This window comes from Kaistia sp. MMO-174 (genome assembly GCF_037147815.1).
Classification (GTDB): Bacteria; Pseudomonadota; Alphaproteobacteria; order Rhizobiales; family Kaistiaceae; genus Kaistia; species Kaistia nematophila.
In genome coordinates, this window is record NZ_JBBCUO010000009.1 from 12,440 (window position 1) to 31,588 (window position 19,149).

The 19,149-nt window shown below is 67.0% G+C and carries 17 protein-coding genes; 11 read left to right on the forward strand and 6 right to left on the reverse strand.

All coding sequences use genetic code 11. The features are described 5' to 3' along the window. Window positions 1-8: 8 nt before the first annotated feature. The 4 genes from WFK98_RS26305 to WFK98_RS26320 form a co-directional block, all read right to left on the reverse strand. Entirely contained in the window at window positions 9-815 is an 807-nt protein-coding gene (locus WFK98_RS26305) for a creatininase family protein (protein ID WP_266340166.1), read from the reverse strand. Window positions 816-917: 102 nt separating this feature from the next. Next, window positions 918-2,273 (reverse strand): 8-oxoguanine deaminase, encoded by a 1,356-nt coding sequence (locus WFK98_RS26310; RefSeq protein ID WP_336802373.1) that lies wholly within the window; start codon window positions 2,271-2,273, stop codon window positions 918-920. Window positions 2,274-2,333: 60 nt separating this feature from the next. Continuing rightward, window positions 2,334-3,689, reverse strand: a complete 1,356-nt coding sequence (locus WFK98_RS26315; protein ID WP_336802374.1) for an 8-oxoguanine deaminase — start codon at window positions 3,687-3,689, stop codon at window positions 2,334-2,336. A gap of 83 nt (window positions 3,690-3,772) precedes the next feature. Then, window positions 3,773-4,162, reverse strand: a complete 390-nt coding sequence (locus WFK98_RS26320; protein WP_336802375.1) for a RidA family protein — start codon at window positions 4,160-4,162, stop codon at window positions 3,773-3,775. Between the two features lie 366 nt (window positions 4,163-4,528). Between WFK98_RS26320 and WFK98_RS26325 the strand changes: the two genes are divergently transcribed. From WFK98_RS26325 to WFK98_RS26360, 8 genes are all read left to right on the forward strand, one after another. Further along, window positions 4,529-5,536 carry an ABC transporter substrate-binding protein gene (locus WFK98_RS26325; protein WP_266340337.1) on the forward strand — a complete coding sequence of 336 codons (1,008 nt, stop codon included), beginning with the start codon at window positions 4,529-4,531 and terminating at the stop codon, window positions 5,534-5,536. Window positions 5,537-5,675: 139 nt separating this feature from the next. Beyond that, entirely contained in the window at window positions 5,676-6,494 is an 819-nt protein-coding gene (locus tag WFK98_RS26330; protein ID WP_336802376.1) for an ABC transporter ATP-binding protein, read from the forward strand. Beyond that, complete coding sequence (locus WFK98_RS26335; protein ID WP_442907482.1) at window positions 6,491-7,369, forward strand: ABC transporter permease; 879 nt, start codon at window positions 6,491-6,493, stop codon at window positions 7,367-7,369. Before WFK98_RS26330 ends, WFK98_RS26335 begins: the two co-directional genes overlap by 4 nt. A gap of 1 nt (window position 7,370) precedes the next feature. Then, window positions 7,371-8,684 (forward strand): cytosine deaminase, encoded by a 1,314-nt coding sequence (locus tag WFK98_RS26340; protein ID WP_336802377.1) that lies wholly within the window; start codon window positions 7,371-7,373, stop codon window positions 8,682-8,684. A gap of 2 nt (window positions 8,685-8,686) precedes the next feature. After that, window positions 8,687-10,102 carry an FAD-binding oxidoreductase gene (locus tag WFK98_RS26345; protein WP_336802378.1) on the forward strand — a complete coding sequence of 472 codons (1,416 nt, stop codon included), beginning with the start codon at window positions 8,687-8,689 and terminating at the stop codon, window positions 10,100-10,102. 1 nt (window position 10,103) lies between these two features. Beyond that, window positions 10,104-10,685 (forward strand): NAD(P)H-dependent oxidoreductase, encoded by a 582-nt coding sequence (locus tag WFK98_RS26350; RefSeq protein WP_336802379.1) that lies wholly within the window; start codon window positions 10,104-10,106, stop codon window positions 10,683-10,685. A 4-nt stretch (window positions 10,686-10,689) separates the two neighbouring features. Next, a complete protein-coding gene (locus tag WFK98_RS26355) occupies window positions 10,690-11,277 on the forward strand; it encodes an NAD(P)H-dependent oxidoreductase (RefSeq protein ID WP_266340174.1) in 588 nt (195 codons plus the stop codon). A gap of 699 nt (window positions 11,278-11,976) precedes the next feature. Beyond that, window positions 11,977-12,597, forward strand: coding sequence for an ankyrin repeat domain-containing protein (locus WFK98_RS26360; protein WP_336802380.1), 621 nt, complete (start codon window positions 11,977-11,979; stop codon window positions 12,595-12,597). A 163-nt stretch (window positions 12,598-12,760) separates the two neighbouring features. On the opposite strand, the gene galU is transcribed toward WFK98_RS26360, so the two are convergent. Next, window positions 12,761-13,639: a UTP--glucose-1-phosphate uridylyltransferase GalU gene (galU, locus tag WFK98_RS26365; RefSeq protein ID WP_266340176.1), complete on the reverse strand. Its 879-nt coding sequence runs from the start codon at window positions 13,637-13,639 to the stop codon at window positions 12,761-12,763. Between the two features lie 148 nt (window positions 13,640-13,787). Here galU and galE point away from each other — a divergent pair, with 148 nt between their 5' ends. From galE to WFK98_RS26380, 3 genes are all read left to right on the forward strand, one after another. Beyond that, window positions 13,788-14,780, forward strand: coding sequence for a UDP-glucose 4-epimerase GalE (galE, locus tag WFK98_RS26370; protein ID WP_266340177.1), 993 nt, complete (start codon window positions 13,788-13,790; stop codon window positions 14,778-14,780). A 95-nt stretch (window positions 14,781-14,875) separates the two neighbouring features. Continuing rightward, window positions 14,876-16,129, forward strand: a complete 1,254-nt coding sequence (locus tag WFK98_RS26375) for a lytic murein transglycosylase (RefSeq protein WP_336802381.1) — start codon at window positions 14,876-14,878, stop codon at window positions 16,127-16,129. Between the two features lie 59 nt (window positions 16,130-16,188). Continuing rightward, window positions 16,189-17,496, forward strand: coding sequence for an SGNH/GDSL hydrolase family protein (locus tag WFK98_RS26380; protein ID WP_336802382.1), 1,308 nt, complete (start codon window positions 16,189-16,191; stop codon window positions 17,494-17,496). A 229-nt stretch (window positions 17,497-17,725) separates the two neighbouring features. On the opposite strand, the gene WFK98_RS26385 is transcribed toward WFK98_RS26380, so the two are convergent. Continuing rightward, window positions 17,726-19,147 carry a glutamate synthase subunit beta gene (locus WFK98_RS26385; RefSeq protein ID WP_266340180.1) on the reverse strand — a complete coding sequence of 474 codons (1,422 nt, stop codon included), beginning with the start codon at window positions 19,145-19,147 and terminating at the stop codon, window positions 17,726-17,728. Between the last annotated feature and the right edge of the window lie 2 nt (window positions 19,148-19,149).

Here is a 19,149-nt window from a genome sequence, read left to right on the forward strand (position 1 = left end):
TCGTCGTGTCAGGCAGGCGCCTTCCAGAGTCGGCCGAGGTCGAAACGCGCCATTTCCTCGAGCAGCTCGACGAAGGCCGCCGCCTGGTAGTCGACCATCTGCCGGCCGCGATCTGCGGTTGCCCGCGTGGCGTTGCCGACCGCGCCCTTCGGGTTCAGATCCTGCGCCTTCCAGGCGGCGCGCGCCGGCGCGCCGTGGAAACGCAGGCGCTTGAATTCCTTCAGCAGGTCGAGCTGGGTCGAGCGGAAATCCTCGGCCTTCGACATGTCGACCAGGTCGGGGCGGAAGTGCAGCATGATCGAGGTTTCAACGTCGCCGCCATGGATGCCGTAGAGATATTCCTCCTCGGGCACCATGCCTTCCGGCTCGCCGACATTGGTCCAGCCGGTCGAGACGACCAGCATCTCGTACTTGATGCGCAATTCGCGGGCGAGGATATCGGCAACCGGGACATTGCCGCCATGCGAGGTGACGATGACGAGCTTGCGGACGCCGGCGCGGGCGATGCTGTCGCCGATCTCCATCCACATGCGGATGGCGGTTTCCCACGTGAAGGTGAGCGTGCCGGGCGAGGAGATGTGCTCGTTCGACTTGCCGATCGACTGCAGCGGCAGGAAGGTCGCCGGCAGGCCGTCGGGCAGCATCTCGACGACGCGCTTCACCATGCCTTCGCCGATGCAGGCATCGGTGAAGACGGGCAGATGCGGGCCGTGCTGCTCGATGGCGCAGACCGGCAGGACCGCGATCCAGTCCTTTTCACCGCCCTGGAAAGCCGGGGCCTGCATCTCGTGCCAATAGGGGCGGGGAAGGGTCATTCCGATGGTCTCTCTCAAGGATCGTTTCGCGGCGGCGTCTAGCCGTGCGCTGCGGTTAGGATCGGGGACGGGCCGGGTGGCCGTCGGCAGGGATGCTTGCTGTCATAGCGCTTCCAGGAAGGCGCGCGAAGCCTGATGATGCTCGTGGCGCAGCCTTGCGACGTCGACGCCGACCGGCGCGCCGTCCTCGACCCGCCATTCGCCCTTGACCATGACGCGGTCGGCGGCATGGGCGCCGCAGAGCACGAGCGCGGCGATCGGGTCGCCGGCGCCGGAGAAGCGCAATTCGTCCAAGGACCAGAACGCCATGTCGGCCTGCCTGCCGACCGCGATCGCACCGATATCGTCGCGGCCGAGGCAGCGGGCCGAGCCGGCCATGCCCCAGCGCAACGCATCGAGATGGGTGACGCTGGCGGCGTCATATTTGAGCCGGCCGATCATCAGCGCGTGGCGAACGGCCTCCATCAGGTTGGAATTGTCGTTGGACGCGCCGCCATCGACGCCGAGGCCCACCGCCACGCCGGCCGCTTCCAGTTCCTTGGTCCGGCACATGCCGGAGGCGAGCACCATGTTGGAGGTTGGGCAATGGCAGACGCCGACGCCGTGGCGGCCGAGCTTGGTGATCTCCGCATCGTCGAAATAGATGCCATGCGCCAGCCAGGTGCGGTTGGAGAGCCAGCCGCAATCCTCGAGATAGTCCACCGCCGTCATGCCGTGCTTGTCGCGGGCGAAGTCGGCCTCCTGCTTCGTCTCGACGAGGTGGGTATGCAGGCGGCAATCGTGCTTTTCGGCAAGCGCCGCCGTCTCGCGCATCAGCCGCTTGGTGACGTCGAACGGCGCGTTGGGGGCGAGCGCGACGCGGGTCATCGCCCCGTCGGAAAGGTCGTGGTAGCGGCCGATGATGCGCTCGCAATCGGCGAGGATGACGTCGTCGTCCTGGATGGCGCCGCCGGGGGCGAGCGCCTGGCTGTCCTCGGCGCCGGAGAGATCGAGCGCGCCGCGCGTCAACGTCATGCGCAGGCCGATCCGCGCTGCCTCCTCCGCCTCGATGTCCATCGCGTCCTCGAGGCCGCGGGGAAAGAGATAGTGGTGGTCGGAGGCGCAGGTGCAGCCCGACATCAGCAGTTCGGTCATGGACAGGCGGGCGGCGAGGCGGAAATTCTCCGCGTTCACGTATTTCGTCCAATAGGGATAGATCGAGGCGATCCACGGCCAGAGCGACTTGTTGATCGCCGCTGGATGCGCCCGCGTCATCGTCTGGAAGAAGTGGTGATGCGTGTTGACGAGGCCCGGCGTGACGACATGGCGCGAGGCGTCGAAGATCTTCTGCACGGGATGGACGGGCTCGGCGCCGCGGCCGACGCCTTCGACGATCCGGCCGCCTTCCACGACGACGCCGCGCTCGGCGCCTTCGGCGAGGATGGCGATGGGGTCGCGGATCCAGATGCGTTCGGTCATGGCGGACTGCCTATCCCTTTCCCGCCAGGCGGGAGAGGGTGGGGTTGAGCTCGATGCCACCTATAGCGACTCCAAGAACGCCTTCGCCGCCTCGCCATGCTCGTAGCGAAGCTTCGCGAGGTCCATGCCGACGGGCACGCCGTCCTCGACGCGCCAGTCGCCCTTCACCATCACGCGGTCGGTCTTGTAGGCGCCGCAGAGCACGAGGGCGGCGAGCGGGTCGCCGGCGCCGGAGAAGCGCAGTTCGTCGAGCGTGTAGAGCGCCATGTCGGCCTGCTTGCCGACGGCGATCGCGCCGATGTCGTCGCGGCCGAGGCAGCGCGCCGACCCTTCCGTCGCCCAGCGGAACGCGTCGAAATGGGTGACGCTCTCGGCATTGTAGGTGAGGCGGTTGATCATCAGGGCGTGGCGCACGCCCTCCATCAGGTTGGAGTTGTCGTTCGAGGCCGAGCCGTCGACCCCGAGGCCGACCGGCGATCCCGCCGCTTCCAGTTCCTTGGTGCGGCACTGGCCGGAGGCGAGCACCATGTTCGAGGTCGGGCAATGCGAGACGCCGACGCCGTGGCGGCCGAGCCGCATCACCTCCTCGTCGTTGAAATGGATGCCATGCGCCAGCCAGACCCGGTCGTTGAGCCAGCCGCATTCCTCGAGATAATCGACCGGCCGGTAGCCGAAATGCTCCATGCAGTAGTCGTTCTCGTCGCGAGTCTCGCCGAGATGGGTGTGCAGCCGGCAGCCGCAGCGCTCGGCCAAGGCCGCCGTCTCGACCATCAGCCGCTTGGTGACGTTGAAGGGCGCGCAGGGGGCGAGCGCCACCTGCAGCATCGCGCCTTCCGACCGGTCGTGGTAGCGGCCGATCACCCGCTCGCAATCGGCGAGGATGACGTCGGTATCCTGCACGGCGCCCTGGTCGGCATTGCCGCCTTCCGCGGTCGTGAGGTTGAGCGCGCCGCGCGTCAGCGTCATGCGGACGCCGAGCTTGCCGGCTTCCTCCGCCTGGATGTCCATGGCGTCGTCGAGGCCGGGCGGGAAGAGATACTGGTGGTCCGAGGCGGTGGTGCAGCCGGAGATCAGGAGTTCGGTCAGGGCGAGGCGGGTGGCGAGGCGCAGATTGTCGGGATTGACGTTTTTCGCCCAGATCGGGAACAGCGCCTGCAGCCAGGGGAAGAGTTCCTTGTTGATCGCCGCCGGATGGGCGCGCGTCAGCGTCTGGAACATGTGGTGATGCGTGTTGACGAGGCCGGGCGTCACGACATGGCGCGAGGCGTCGAACACCTTGTGGACCGGGTGGCTCGGCTCGGCGCCCTTGCCTACCAGCTCGGTGATCCGGCCGTCCTCGACGACGACGCCGCGCTCGGCCCCTTCGGCCAGCACGGCGATCGGATCCTTCAGCCAGGTTCTTTCGCTCGTCGTCATGTCGCTCCCCGTCCTGTCGCGCGCCGTCCGGCGCAGGCTGTCGGCTGCGAGGCTCGCAAGATGCGCGCCAGCGCGCCCGGCCTTCAGTCCGCCTTGGCGGCCACGGCCTCGATCTCGACCAGGAATTCCGGCCGGGTGAAGCCGGTGACGATATAGAGCGTCGAGGCCGGCAGGGGCTCGCTGACGAAACGGTCGCGGACGTTCATGTAGCGGCGCATGTCCTCGCGCCGGGTGACGAAGGCGTTGAGGCGGACGATGTCGGAGAGTTCCATGCCGCCGGCGGTGAGGATCGCGCGGATGTTCTCGAAGCAGATCTCGGCCTGCTCCTCGACGCTGTCGGGAACGCTGTCGTCGGCGCGGACCCCGAGCTGGCCGGAGGTGTAGATGAAGCGGCTGCCGGCCGGCGCCCCGACACCGTGGCTGTAGCGGCCGAAGGGCGGGCGGATGTCCTTGGGGGAGAGCGGCTGGTTCACCGTGCGAAGCTCCGGGGCTGGAATGAGATCCCGGAGGGTAGGGGGCGGATGGCGGCACTGGCAAGGCCGGGCGGTCGCGCCGCGCGCCTGTCAGCGGGCGCGTTTTGCCGGGAATGCTCAATTTCCTGGCCGCTGCCGCTATCTTGAGCAGGGTTCGTCGCATAATATGGCGCCACTTCCCGAAATCGGGGCGGATGGCTAGGCGGCGGGCGGATGGTGGCGCTTCGCAGGGCGCCTTGGCATATGTCTTGCGAATGGGAAGCTCGATTTCAGGCCAGGGAGGCCGCGAACCGAGGCAATGCGGTTCGGGAGAAACGCGTTTTGGCGACCGCGGGGGCTGTCGCGACAAGGAAAGGCGGAGTGTTTATGACTTCCATCCGGACGAAGTTCATCGGCTTGGCGGCCGGCGCGGCGGCAGTGGCCTTTTCCGGCCAGGCCTTCGCGCTCGACGAGGTCTCCTTCGGCACCAACTGGCTGGCGCAGGCCGAGCATGGCGGCTTCTACCAGGCCGTCGCCGACGGCACCTACGAGAAGCACGGCCTCAAGGTGACGATCGTGCAGGGCGGCCCGCAGGCGGCCAACCGCCAGCTGATGCTGGCCGGCAAGACCAACTTCAACATGGCCGGCAACCTGGTCGAGACCTTCGCGGCCGCCGACGAGGGCATTCCGCTGGTCGAGGTCGCGGCGATCTTCCAGAAGGAGCCGCAGGTCATCATCGCCCACCCGCAGGTGGAGAAGTTCGAGGACCTCGCCAAGCTCGACACGCTGCTGCTGTCGAAGGACGGCTATGCCTCCTATTTCCAGTGGATGAAGTCGGCCTTCCCGGGCTTCCGCGACGAGCAGTTCAAGCCCTACACCTTCAATCCGGCGCCGTTCCTGGCCGATCCGAACTCGGCCCAGCAGGGCTACATCACCTCCGAGCCGTTCGAGATCGCCAAGCAGGCCGATTTCAAGCCGAAGCTGTTCCTGCTTGCCGATCAGGGCTTCAGCACCTATTCGACGCTGATCGAAGCCACGCAGGAATATGCCGAGGCGAACCCGGATATCGTCCAGCGCTTCGTCGATGCCTCGATCGAGGGCTGGTACAACTATCTCTACGGCGACAACTCGGCCGCCAACGCCCTGATCAAGAAGGACAATCCGGAGATCACGGACGAGCAGATCGCCTATTCGGTCCAGACCATGAAGGATTACGGCCTGGTCGATTCCGGCGACACGCTGGAGAAGGGCATCGGCTGCATCACCGATGCGCGCGTGCATGATTTCTACGACAAGATGGTCAAGGCGGGCGTCACCAAGGCCGGTCTGGACCTGTCGAAGGTCTACACCACCAAGTTCGTCTGCAAGGGCGTCGGCAAGGACCTGAAGAAGTAAGATCGCGAAAAGGGAGCCGCGCGGCTCCCGGCATTGCCGGGCTCGTCCCGGCAATGCCATTTCCACTTGCCGGCCGCGGCTGATAGGGCCGGGCCGGGATCGTGGCATGCCAGGCCACGCAGTTGAGGAAACGGAATACTTGTCTCTCGCAACCAGCAGCCCGCCTTCCGCTGAGTCCGGACGGCCCATCGTGCGTCTCGAGCATGTCTCGAAGACGTTCTCGAACGGCACCATCGCGCTGAAGGACATGTCGCTGTCGATCCGCGCCGGCGAGTTCATCAGCCTGCTCGGTCCGTCGGGCTGCGGCAAGTCGACCGCGCTCAGGATGCTGGCCGGGCTCGGCGAGCCTTCCTCCGGCAGCATCGTCTGGCCCGACGGCTCGCATGTCCCCGGCGACAAGAAGGGCGGCGACATCGGCTTCGTGTTCCAGGAGCCGACGCTGATGCCCTGGGCGACCGTGTTCAAGAATGTCTGGCTGCCGCTGCGGCTGAAGGGCATCTCGCAGGCCGAGGCGCGGCCGCGCATCATGGAAGCGCTGGAGATGGTCGGCCTCGACAAGTTCGCCGATTCCTATCCGCGCGAGCTTTCCGGCGGCATGAAGATGCGCGTCTCCATCGCCCGCGCGCTGGTGACCCGGCCGCGCATCCTGCTGATGGACGAGCCCTTCGCGGCGCTCGACGAGATCACCCGCCAGAAGCTCAATGACGACCTGCTGCGGCTCTGGGAACAGTTCGGCTGGACCATCGTCTTCGTCACCCACTCGGTTTTCGAATCCGTTTACCTGTCGAGCCGGATCGTCGTCATGGCCGCCCGTCCGGGCCGCGTGATCGACGAGATCGAGGTCGATGCGCCGCATCCGCGCGGCATCGGCTTCCGCACCTCGCAGGCCTATGGCGACTATTGCCGCCGCGCTTCGGAATCCCTTCTTTCCGCTATCGGAGCGGCTGACCACCTATGACCAGCATCGATCACGGCCCCGCGGCGGGCGACACAGCCGCGCCGGCGGCGCACCAGGACGCCGCGCCCGTTCCCGCGCCGGCGATGCCGGTCAGCGAGCGCGTCCTGCGCGTGCTCATCCCGCTCGTCATGCTCGCCATGCTGATCGGCCTCTGGGCCTGGTATGTCGCCGCCTACAATATCCCGAAATACATCCTGCCCGGCCCGAACCTGGTGGCGCAGTCGCTCGTCAACGACTGGCCGATCCTCGGCATGGCGCTGCTGGTGACGCTGAAGATCACCTTCGCCGCGCTTGCGATCGCGCTGGTCGGCGGCGTGTCGCTCGCGATCCTGCTCACCCAGTCGAAATGGATCGAGCTGGCGCTGTCGCCCTACATGGTCATCCTGCAGGTGACGCCGGTCGTCGCCATCGCGCCGCTGATCCTGATCTATGCGCCGTCGACGCAGGCGGCGCTGCTGATCTGCGCCTGGATCGTCGCCTTCTTCCCGGTCCTGTCGAACACGACGCAGGGCCTGAAGAGCACCGACCACAACCTGCTGAACCTGTTCGAGCTCTACGGCGCCAGCCGCTGGCAGACGATGATCCACCTGAAGCTGCCGGCGGCGCTGCCCTATTTCCTCGCCGGCCTCCGGATCGCCGGCGGCCTCGCCCTGATCGCCGCCGTGGTGGCGGAGTTCGCGGCCGGCTCGGCCGGCGCCGGTTCCGGCCTCGCCTTCCGCCTGCTTGAATCGCAGTATCGCCTCAACATCCCCCGCCTGTTCGCCGCCCTCATCCTGCTGTGCGCGACCGGTGTCGTGATCTATGGCGCCACCAGCCTGATCTCGCACCTGCTGCTGCGCCGCTGGCACGAGAGCGCGATCCGACGGGAGAACTGAGATGGCGAAAGGCTTCGCCGCGATCCCGGAGGCGGATCGCTATGTGCTCGCCAACGCGACCTTGCCGGCGGTCACGGTCGACGGGTTCGACGGACAGGACGTCGGCGAGGGCCTGATGCGGGCCGACATCGTCGTCGCCGGCGGCAAGATCGAGGCGCTCAAGCCGGCAGGCAGCGTCATCGATGCGCCCGTCGTCGACATGGACAAGGGCCAGGTCTGGCCCTGTTTCGTCGACATGCACACGCATCTCGACAAGGGGCATATCTGGGCCCGCCGTGAAAACCCCTCGGGCAGCTTCGCCGACGCACTAGCTGCCGTCGATGCCGACCGCGACGCCAACTGGACCACGGCCGATGTGCGGGCGCGGATGGAGTTCTCGCTCCGCTCCGCCTATGCCCATGGCACCAGGCTGATCCGCACCCATATCGACTGCGTGCCGCCGCAGTTCCCGGCCTCGTGGCCGGCCTTTGCCGAGGCGCGCGATGCCTGGGCCGGCCGCGTCGACCTGCAGGCCGTGGCGCTGTCGCCGATCGACCTGTTTCTCGACGCGACGGTGCGGGCGCGCCTGACCGACACGCTGCGGACCTATGGCGGCGTGCTCGGCGGCTTCACCTATATGAGCCCCGGGCTAGAGGCCGGGCTCGACCACCTCTTCGCCATGGCGTCGGAGAATGGCTTCGACATCGACCTGCATGTCGACGAGACCGCCGATCCGAACGCCCGCTCGCTGAAGGCGATCGCGGAAGCCGCGATCCGCACCGACTATCAGGGCCAGGTCACGGTCGGCCATTGCTGCTCGCTCGCCCGCCAGGACGAGGACGAAGCCGACCGCACGCTGGATCTCGTCGCCGAGGCGGGCCTCGCCGTCGTCTCGCTGCCGATGTGCAATCTCTACCTGCAGGATCGCCACCCCGGCCGCACGCCGCGCTGGCGCGGCGTGACGCTGCTGAACGAGATGGAGGAGCGCGGCATCCGCGTCGCCGTCGCCTCGGACAACACGCGCGATCCGTTCTACGCCTATGGCGACCTCGACGCCGTCGAGGTGTTCCGCGAGGCCGTGCGCATCCTGCATCTCGACCATCCGCTCGATGGCGCCGCCCGCGTCGTCACCACCAATCCGGCGGCGGTCCTGCGCCGCCCCGACGTCGGCCGCATCCGCGCCGGCGATCCGGCCGACCTGGTGCTGTTCCGCGCCAGGACCTGGTCGGAATTCCTGTCGCGGCCGCAATCCGATCGCACCGTTTTGCGCTATGGCAATGCGATCGACCGGACCTTGCCCGATTATCGCGAACTCGATTCCCTGTTTGGAAACTGATCATGGCTCACCAATTCAGAAACGACCTCGCCGCGCTGAAGGCCGACTTGGACGGCATCGCGCTCGAGGAAAATCCGGCGCTGGTGAAGCAGAAGAGCCGTGACTTCTTCTGGTATTCGCCCGTTCTGAAGGCGCAGCTCGATCACATCACCGCCGACCTGGTGGCGACGCCGAAGGACGAGGCGGAGGTGATCCGCATCCTGAAGGCCGCCTTCCAGCATGAGGTGCCCGTCACGCCGCGCGGCACCGGCACCGGCAATTACGGCCAGGCGATGCCGCTCTCCGGCGGCCTGATCCTCAATCTCGCCGAAATGAACAAGGTCAAGGCGATCTTCCCCGGCCGCGTCATCGCCGAGCCCGGCGCCGTGATCGCCCAGCTCGACGCCGAGACGAAGGCCCACTCCGGCCAGGAACTGCGCCTGCATCCCTCCACCGCCAAGACGGCGACGATCGGCGGCTTCATCGCCGGCGGCTCCGGCGGCGTCGGTTCGATCCGCTGGGGCGGCCTGCGCGACATCGGCAACGTGCTGCGTCTGCGCGTCGTCACCATGGAGGCCGAGCCGCGCATCCTCGAGCTGACCGGCTGGGAACTGCACAAGGTGATGCACGCCTACGGCACCAACGGCATCATCACCGAAGTCGAGATGCCGCTGACGACGGCCTATGACTGGGTCGACGTCCTCGTCGGCTTCGACGATTACATGGACGCGGTGCGCTACGCCGACGGCGTCGGCAATGCCGACGGCCTGCTCGTCAAGGAACTCGCCACCGTCGCGGCGCCGATTCCCTACGACTACTTCCTGCGCCACCAGAAGTTCCTGAAGCCCGGCCAGTCGCTGGCGATCGTCACGGTCGCCGCGCATGCGGTCGACGCCTTCCTGGCGCTCACCTCGCGCAGCAAGGGCGAGGTGGTGTTCCGCTCGGATACGGCGGAGGACCTCAAGGGCATTCCGCCGAACTACGAGCTCGGCTGGAATCACACGACGCTGCGCGCCATCCGCGTCGACCCGTCGATCACCTATCTGCAGTCGATGTATCCGCCGCCGCACCACATCGAGAAGATCGAGGCGCTGACCAGGCTGTTTGGCGACGAGGTGCCCGGCCATCTCGAATTCGTCCGCTTCGACGGCAAGATCACGCCGATGGGCCTGCCGATGGTGCGCTACACCACCGAGGCGCGGCTGGAGGAGATCATCCGCATCCACGAGGAACATGGATGCCCGATCTTCAATCCGCACCGCTACACGCTGGAGGAGGGCGGCATGAAGCAGACCGACCTGACCCAGCTCGCCTTCAAGCGCGAGGCCGATCCGAAGGGCCTGCTCAACCCGGGCAAGATGATCGCCTGGGAAGACCCCGAATTCGACTTCACCTCGACCAAGACCTTCCTGTTCCCGGGCCTGCAGCAGGCCAGCTGACATGCGCGTGCTGGTGCTCTATGCGCATCCCGTCGAGACGAGTTTCCAGGCGGCGCTGCACGGCGCCGTCGTCGGCGCGCTGACGCGGGCAGGGCACCAGGTCGATGATTGCGACCTCTATGGCGAAGGCTTCGATCCGGTGCTGTCGCGGCAGGAGCGGATCGACTACCACGACCTCGCCGTCAACCGGCGCAATGTCGATCCCTATGTCGAGCGGGTGATGCGGGCCGAGGCGCTCGTCCTGGTCTATCCGGTCTGGAATTTCGGCTTCCCGGCGATCCTGAAGGGCTTCTTCGACCGGGTGTTCCTGCCCGGCGTGTCGTTCCGGATGGAAAACGGCAAGGCGGTCGGCAATCTCGGCCATATCCGCAAGCTCGCGGCCGTGGCGACCTATGGCGGCGCGCGCTGGCGGGCGCTCCTCGTCGGCGATCCGCCGCGAAAGAGCGTCACGCGCGTGCTGCGTGCGCAGGTCGGCAGGCTCGGCCGCGTGCCCTACCTCACCCATTACGACATGAACCGCTCGACGGAAGCGACGCGATCGGCGTTCCTGGAGCGCGTCACGAAAGAGATGGAACGCTTTTAGCCTCATGCGCGCGCTTGTCGTCTTTGCCCATCCCGTGCCGGAAAGTTTTGGCGCCGCCGTCCGTGACACCGTCGTCGGCGCGCTGAAGCGGTCCGGTCACGAGGTCCGCCTGCTCGACCTCTACGCCTCCGGCTTCAATCCGGTGATGGGCGCCGACGAGCGGCGGGTCTACAACGACCCCGTCGTCAACGAGGTGCCGATCGCCGACCATCTCGCGCATATCAAGTGGTGCGAGATCCTCGTCTTCGTCTATCCGACCTGGTGGTTCAGTCCGCCGGCCATGCTGAAGGGCTGGCTCGAGCGGGTCTGGGTTCCGCATGCCACCTTCATCATGCCGACGGCGACGCGCGGCTCGCGCCCGGGCATGAAGAACATCCGCAAGCTCGCCGTGGTGACGACCTGCGGGGCGACCTGGTGGCTTTCCAAGCTGATCGGCGAGCCGGGCCGGCGCATCCTGCTGCGCGGCATCCGCACGCTCTGCCACCCGCTCTGCCGCACCAGCTACATGGCGCACTACAAGATGGACAGCTCGACGCCGGAGAGCCGGGCGCGCTACCTCGCCAGGGTCGATCGCAAGATCGGCAAGCTGTAGCCCGCGCACATCCTGACCATTGCGAGCAGCGGGGCGTTGCTTCATTTTCATGGAATGAGCGCGAGCCTGACAAAGCACGAGCGGATGGTACTGCGGAAAGCCATCGGCAACCGTTCCGTCCCCGGCCCGGTCATCCGACCCTACTTCCGGGGGCCGGACTATCTGATTTCGCACGCGTGCTTTGCTTGTCGGAAATCGTGGAAATGCAGTGGCGACACAGATCATGCGTGTCCCCAATGCCAGAGACCTCTCGCCTTGATGGGGCGCTCCTTCCGCCCGCCGAGAAAGCGCGACGTCGATCAGTGGGAAAAGCTCAGCAGGCTGTGGGCGGCGGGGTTCCGATTCTGGAGCTATCGAAGCTTCCCCGGTGCCGAGCCGTATCCCGACGATCTCCGAGACGTCGATGCATGGATCCGTCGCAACCCCGTCCATCCCATGCGGATGCCGGGCTTGGCGGATAGGCATTGCGAGGCGGCTCCGACTGGCCCGGCGCAGGATCCATGAGGAGACTGCGGTTCGCGATGACCGCCGCGGTGTTCTACAAGGGAAGCTCCTGACGGGCGGCACGCGCTCGTCGTTTCCCGAGTTTGAGGACCGCTGCCCATGCCGATCCGTCACCCGTCCCGGCGAACGCTTCTGAGCGGCAGCGGCGCCGCCGCCGTTGCCGGGATCGCAACCCTTTTCATGGTGTCCGGTGTCATGACCGCTTCCGCCCAGACCGCCCCGAATGCGGCCGCCCTGTTCGAGGCCGTCGAGCGCAACGACGCGGCCGCCGTCGCCGACCTCCTTGCCAAGGGCGTCGCGATCGATGCCCGCAACGCCGAGGGCGAGACGGCGCTGCTGGTCGCGACGCATCGGGACTTCGTCGAGGTCGCGCGGCTGCTGATCCTGGCCGGCGCTGACGTCAACGCCAAGGACCGCATCCAGGACAGCCCCTATCTCTATGCCGGCGCCCGCGGTCATCTCGAGATCCTGAAGCTGACGCTGGCGCATGGGGCGGACCTCGGGAGCACCAACCGCTATGGCGGCACCGCGCTCATTCCGGCGTCGGAACGCGGCCATGTCGAAACCGTGCGCACGCTCATCGAGGCGGGCGTCGCGGTCGATCATGTTAACAATCTCGGCTGGACGGCGCTGCTCGAGGCGATCCTGCTCGGCGACGGCGGCGAGCGCCATGTCGCGATCGTCGGGCTCCTGCTCGACGGCGGAGCCGATGCGTCGCTGCCGGATGGCAATGGCGTCACGCCTTTGCGGCACGCCAGGGAGCGCGGCTTCCAGCCGATCGTCGAACTCCTGACGAAGGCCGGCGCGCGCGGATAGCCGCCCGGTTGCGAGGGCTGGGGTAAAGTCGCCGGCGGCGGCGAACATGAAAACGGCGGCCCGATCGCATCGGAGCCGCCGCTTTCGTATTCCCTTCAGGCGAAGCCTGGGGCCGTAACCGTCACCTTCCCGCAGGGAGAGGCGAAGGCAGGTGCCGGTCGCCTCAGCGCGCCAGGAGCTTTTCGAGTTCCGGGCGGAACTCGTCGGCGATATCCGGGCGGTCGAGCGCGAAGGCCACGTTGGCGGCGAGGAAGCCGACCTTGTTGCCGCAGTCATAGGTCTGGCCGTCGAAGCGGCAGCCGTAGAAATACTGGCGGTCCATCAGCTTCAGCATGGCGTCGGTCAGCTGGATCTCGTTGCCGGCGCCGCGCTCCTGCTTCGACAGGAAGTCGAAGATCTGCGGCTGCAGGATATAGCGGCCGTTGATGTAGAGGTTGGACGGCGCCACTTCCGGCTTCGGCTTCTCGACCATCGCGTTGATGCGGAAGGCGGGGCCGCCGACTTCCTGGCCGATGCCGACGATGCCGTACTGGTGCGTCTGGGCCGGGTCGCATTCCTCGACGGCGAGGACGTTGCCGCCCCATTCCTCGTAGACCTTGACCATCTGCTTCAGGCAGCCCGGCTCGCCCTTCATCACCATGTCCGGCAGCAGCACGGCGAACGGCTCGTTGCCGATCATCTCGCGCGCGCACCAGACGGCATGGCCGAGGCCGAGCGGAACCTGCTGGCGGGTGAAGCTGGTCGAACCCGGCTTCGGCAGGTCTTTGGCGAGGAGGCTCAGGGCCTCCTTCTTGCCGCGGTCGGAAAGCGTCGCCTCGAGTTCGTACTGGACGTCGAAATGATCCTCGATGACCGCCTTGTTGCGGCCGGTGACGAAGATCAGGTGCTCGATGCCGGCCTCGCGCGCCTCATCGACGGCGTATTGGATCAGCGGACGATCGACGACCGTCAGCATCTCCTTCGGCATGGCTTTGGTCGCGGGCAGAAAGCGGGTGCCAAGGCCTGCAACAGGAAATACGGCCTTGCGAATCTTCGGGTTCATGGACGCCTCACAGATGCATCGGTACGGGCAGCATATCGACAGATTCCTAACAAGAATACCAATGAAAAGGTAGCGTTTTGGCCTTCATCAAGACTTCGTTTACCTATTCATAGTTCATTAACAATCGGAATATGCTTGGAGTTTTGAAGTGGCGGTCTTGGTGACTGGCGGAGCCGGCTATATTGGTAGCCACATGGTGTGGCGTCTTGTTGACGCTGGTGAGGCAGTGGTCGTGCTTGACCGCCTGTCCACCGGCTTTCAATGGGCCGTTGCGCCGGAAGCCGTCTTCGTCGAGGGCGACATCGCCGACGAGGCGCTGGTCGGGCGACTGGTCGCCCAACATTCGATCGACGCGGTGATCCATTTCGCCGGTTCGATCGTCGTGCCGGATTCGGTGGCCGACCCGCTCGGCTACTATCTCAACAACACCGTCAAATCCCGCGCGCTGATGGCGGCGGTGATCGGCGCCGGCGTGCGCCACTTCATCTTTTCCTCGACCGCCGCCGTCTATGGCGATACCGGCACCGAACCCGTCATCGAGACTGCGCCGACCGTCCCGCAATCGCCTTATGGCCGCTCCAAGCTGATGACGGAGATGATGCTGGAGGACGCGGCCCGGGCGCATGATTTCCGCTATGTGGCGCTGCGCTATTTCAACGTCGCCGGCGCCGATCCGCGCGGCCGCACGGGCCAGTCGACCCGGGGCGCGACCCACCTGATCAAGGTCGCCTGCGAGACGGCGCTCGGCAAGCGCGACGGCATCGACCTCTATGGCACCGACTACGACACGCCGGACGGCACCTGCGTGCGCGACTACATCCACGTCGCCGACCTCGCGAGCGCGCATGCCGATGCGCTCGCCTATCTGCGCGCCGGCGGCGACAGCCTGGTCGCCAATTGCGGCTATGGCCACGGTTATTCGGTGCGCGAGGTGCTGGCGTCGGTGCGGCGCGTCTCCGGCCGGGATTTTTCCGTCATCGAGCGCGGTCGTCGCGCCGGCGATGTTCCCGCCGTGGTCGCAAATTCGACACGTGCGCGCATCACGCTTGGCTGGACGCCCATGCATGACGATCTCGACCAGTGCGTTGCGACGGCGCTGGCCTGGGAGGAGGCGCTCGGCCGGCGCAACCAGCGCGACTGAGCGAAAGGACCGGGCAAGACCCGGCCGGAGCTTGAGAACGAACCGGACGGGGGCCCGGACTTGCATTGACACGAAGACAAGGAGACCTCTGAGACATGGCATTTTTGAGCCCGCCCGTTTCCGCCGTACGGCCGTTCGCGCCTGCCGGAACCCGCGTTGTGCTTCTGTTCCTGATGCTGCTGGCCGGCCTGGTGCCCGCCATGGCGGATGTGGCAGGCGCGCGATGGGTGGCGAGCTTCTGGCCCACGGCTCAGAAGGCCGGCATTTCGCGCAGCGTCTACAACAGCGCCCTCGGCAACTTCACCCCCGATCCCGACGTGCTCGCCAAGGCGAGTTCGCAGGCCGAGTTCGTCAAGCCGCTCTGGGACTATCTCGATAGTGCCGTTTCCGCCAAGCGGCTGGAGAACGGCCGCGAGGCGATGCGCCAGTATGGCCGGCAATTGCAGCAGATCGAGCAGACCTTCGGCGTCGACCGCAGCGTGGTGGTCGCGATCTGGGGCATGGAATCCTCCTATGGCCAGATCCTGACCAACGACAAGATCGTCAAGAACACCATCCGCTCGCTGGCGACGCTCGCCTATCAGGGTGGCTCGCGCGCGAAGTATGGTCGCCAGCAGTTGATCGCGGCGCTGAAGATCCTGCAGCGCGGCGACGTTGATGCTCGCCACATGGTCGGCTCCTGGGCCGGCGCCATGGGCCACACCCAGTTCATCCCCACCACCTACCAGGCCTATGCCGTCGACTTCGACGGCGACGGCAAGCGCAATGTCTGGACCTCGGAGGTCGACGCGCTCGCCTCGACCGCCAATTATCTCGCCAAGATGGGCTGGCGGCATGGCCAGACCTGGGGCTACGAGGTCGAGCTGCCGGCCGGCTTCGACTGGCGCCACGCCGATTCCGGCAAGGCGCTGTCGCTCGACCAGTGGCGCAAGCTCGGCATCCACCGCGTCGCGGGTCGGCCGTTCCCTGCCTCGAACGAGACGGCGACGCTCTATGCGCCCGCGGGCGCCGGCGGGCCCGCCTTCCTGCTCCTGCATAACTTCAAGGTGATCAAGCGTTACAACAACGCCGATGCCTATGCGCTGGCCGTCGGCCACCTGTCGGACCGGCTGCGCGGCGGCGGCGAGTTCGTTTCGGGCTGGCCGCGCGACGTGCGGCCGCTTTCGGCGGCCGAGCGGGCCGAATTGCAGCAGCTGCTCGGTCGCCACGGTTACTATTCAGGCTCCGTCGACGGCAAGATCGGCGCCGGCACGCGCCTCGCCATCCGCCAGTACCAGGCGGCCGCCGGCGACATTCCGGACGGCTACGCCTCGACGGGCCTGTTGCAGCAATTGCGGTCTGGCAGGTAAGATCGCCCCCTCAGGAAAGGTCGCGAGGGCAGGCGACCCCCAAATGGCGGGATGTCGTCATGCTGGCTGGTATGCTTCGAAGTTGGGTCGCCCTTATCCTGGCTGCCGTCGCGCTGGCGAGCGCGACGGAGCCCGCCACCGCGCAGTTCCGCGGCGGACCGGCCGGATTCCTCGACCGCCTCTTCGGCATTGAGCGGCCGCCGCCGCAGGACCTGTATCCCGTGCCGCCGGAGGAACTCGGTCGTCGTCGTGGACCGGGCATGCAGCGGCCGCCGCGTCAGTCGAACGATCAGGCGCCGCCGGTGCGCAAGAAGCGTCCGGCCGCGCCGGCCGAACCGATCTATCCGGCGCTCGAGGTCCAGCCCAAGAACCCGGACGCGCGCAAGGTGCTCGTCGTCGGAGATTTCGTCGGCAGCGGCCTCGCCTGGGGGCTGGACCAGGCTTTCGCCGAGGAGCCGCGGCTTGTGGTTATCGACCGCTCCGACGGCTCGTCAGGCTTCGTGCGCGACGATTACCTGGATTGGGCCAGCCGGATTACCGAGCTGCTCGACAGCGAGAAGCCCGACATCGTCGTCGTCGAAATGGGCGCCAATGACCGTCAGCAGATCAAGACCGCGGAGGGCAGGCTTTCGCCCGGCTCGGACGAATGGCGCAAGGCCTATCAGCAGCGCGTCGAGCGTTTCCTGCTGGCGCTGAAGGTTTATGGCAAGCCGGTCTACTGGGTCGGCGCGCCGCCGCTCCGCTCGTCGGACGCCTCGGCCGACATGGCCGAGCTGAACCAGCTGTTCAAGGCGCGGGCCGACGCGGTCGGGGCGCATTTCATCGATGTCTGGGACGGTTTTGCCGACGAGAGCGGCAAGTTCATCGCGCGCGGGCCGGACGTCGATGGCCAGATGCGCAATCTGCGCCTCGGCGACGGCATCAATTTCAGCAAGGCCGGCAAGCGCAAGCTCGCCTTCTTCGTCGAGCGCGACATCCGTCAGAGCAGCGGCCTCGGCCTGCCGATGAGCTCGATCACCCCGACCAATCCGAACGCGGCGACCGAGATCGGTCCGGACGGCAAGGAGCGCAAGGTCGGGCCGGTGGTGTCGCTGACGGAGCCGGATCCGGGCGCCGCCAGCGCCAAGCTCGTCGGCGCCGCCAACGAGGCGGGTCCCGGACCCGCGGCCGATAGCCTGCAATATAAGCTGACCGTCCGCGGCCAGGCGCCGGCGCCGCAGCCGGGCCGGGTCGACGATTTCGCCTGGAAGCCGCCGCATGCGGAGGACGACGGCGCCGCCACGTCCTCGTCCAGCATCGTCGACGGCATCGTCATCCTGCCGGCGCCTACCGCCGCCGTGCCGACCCTGGCGCCCTCGGTGCAGTAGGGGAAGCCCGCACCCCAGCCCTCTCCCGCGCGCGGGAGAGGGGGCCGCATGTGCCCCTCGCCAAGCCGCGAGATCGATGAGGAGCGCTGACCGGAACCCTTGCCCGCTTGCGGGAGAGGGCAGGGTGAGGGGCCTGCCGAATCCCATCGCGGAACGCCGCCACCAAAGAAAAAAGCCCCCGCCGGCGACCGGCGGGGGCTTTTCGTTTCGTGGGGGGAACCGTCCCGCCTTACCAGGCGAGGTTGGTCGCGCCCATCAGCTGCTTGTCGATCGCATGCGCGGCCTGGCGACCCTCGCGGATCGCCCAGACGACCAGCGACTGGCCGCGGCGCATGTCGCCGGCGGCGTACACCTTGTCGACGGAGGTCTGGTAGTTCTTCGTATCGGCGGCGAGGTTGCCGCGCTTGTCGAGCGTGGCGCCAAGCTCGGCCAGCATGCCCTCATGCACCGGATGGGCAAAGCCGATCGCCAGGAAGACCAGGTCGGCGCGGATGATGAATTCCGTGCCCTCGATCGGCCGACGCTTCTCGTCGACCCGGGCGCATTCGACGCCCGTGACCTTGCCGTTCTTGCCGACGACGCGCAGCGTCGCGCAGGCGAACTCGCGCTCGGCGCCCTCGGCCTGCGAGGACGAGGTGCGGAACTTGGTCGGCCAGTAGGGCCAGACGCTCAGCTTGTCTTCCCTGAGCGGCGGCATCGGGCGGATGTCGAGCTGGGTGACGGCGAGCGCGCCCTGGCGGAACGAGGTGCCGACGCAGTCCGACGCCGTGTCGCCGCCGCCGATGACGACGACGCGCTTACCGGTGGCGATGATCGGCTCCTCGTGGATCTCCTCGCGGCCGACGCGCCGGTTCTGCTGGACCAGGAACGGCATGGCGTAGTGCACGCCTTCCATCTCGGCGCCCGGCAGCTTCGGATCGCGCGGAGCCTCGGCGCCGCCCGTCAGCAGCACGGCGTCGTGCCCGTCCACCAGCTCGGCCATCGGCTTGGTGACGCCGATGTTCTGGCCGTAGTGGAAGGTCGCGCCCTCGGCCTCGATCTGCGCCACGCGCCGATCGATGAAGTGCTTCTCCATCTTGAAGTCCGGAATGCCGTAGCGGAGCAGGCCGCCGGCCTTGGCCTCGCGCTCATAGACATGCACGTCGTGGCCGGCGCGGGCGAGCTGCTGCGCAGCCGCCAGGCCCGCCGGGCCGGAGCCGACGATCGCGATCTTCCTGCCGGTCTTGACCGAGGCGATCTCCGGCTTGATCCAGCCTTCGTCCCAGGCCTTGTCGGCGATCGATTGCTCGACCGTCTTGATGGCGACCGGCGTGTTCTCGAGGTTCAGCGTGCACGCTTCCTCGCACGGGGCGGGGCAGATGCGGCCGGTGAACTCCGGGAAGTTGTTGGTCGAATGCAGGTTGCGCGCGGCCTCCTGCCAGTCGCCCGAATAGACGAGGTCGTTCCAGTCCGGGATCTGGTTGTGCACCGGACAGCCGGTGTCGCCATGGCAGAACGGAATGCCGCAATCCATGCAGCGCGCCGCCTGCCGAACGACGTCCTGGTCGTTCAGCGGCAGGGTGAATTCCCGGAAGTGCCGGATGCGGTCCGCAGCCGGCTGGTACTTCTGGTCCTGGCGGTCGATCTCGAGGAAACCCGTTACCTTACCCATTT